This is a genomic window from Mitsuaria sp. WAJ17, from assembly GCF_014174515.1.
Lineage (GTDB): Bacteria > Pseudomonadota > Gammaproteobacteria > Burkholderiales > Burkholderiaceae_C > Roseateles_B.
This window is the reverse complement of the sequence record NZ_JACJUG010000120.1, coordinates 1-422: the sequence shown is the minus strand read 5'-3', so window position 1 is coordinate 422 and position 422 is coordinate 1. Positions and strand designations below refer to the sequence as shown.

Sequence of the window (422 nt, the reverse complement as noted above, 5' to 3'; positions counted from 1 at the left end):
AGCGCTGCGGCGTGACGGACCTGCTGGCAATCAGCGCGATCGGATCCTTGCGCGAGGAACTGGCGCCGGGAAGCTTCGTTGCGGTGGACCAGTTCATCGACCGGACCATGGGCCGGGCATCCAGTTTTTTCGGCGAAGGGCTGGTAGCCCACGTTGCGCTGGCGGATCCTGTATGCGCGCGGCTCTCTGCCCTGGCGGCCGACGCCGCCGAAGCGGCGGGGGCGAAGGTGCATCGCGGCGGCACTTACATCGCGATGGAAGGGCCGCAGTTCTCGACCCGCGCCGAAAGCCGGATGTACCGGGCCTGGGGCGGGGACGTGATCGGCATGACCGGCATGCCCGAGGCGAAGCTCGCCCTATAGTGAGTCGTATTAAAGATCTCTTTTTTTGGGTTTGGTGGGGTATCTTCATCATCCGAATAG

At 64.2% G+C, this 422-nt stretch carries 1 pseudogene; it reads left to right on the top strand.

Features of this window, described 5'->3' with window-relative positions:
* Window positions 1–362, top strand: a pseudogene (locus H5407_RS23645) (5'-methylthioadenosine phosphorylase); the annotation flags it as partial.
* Window positions 363–422 lie beyond the last annotated feature (60 nt).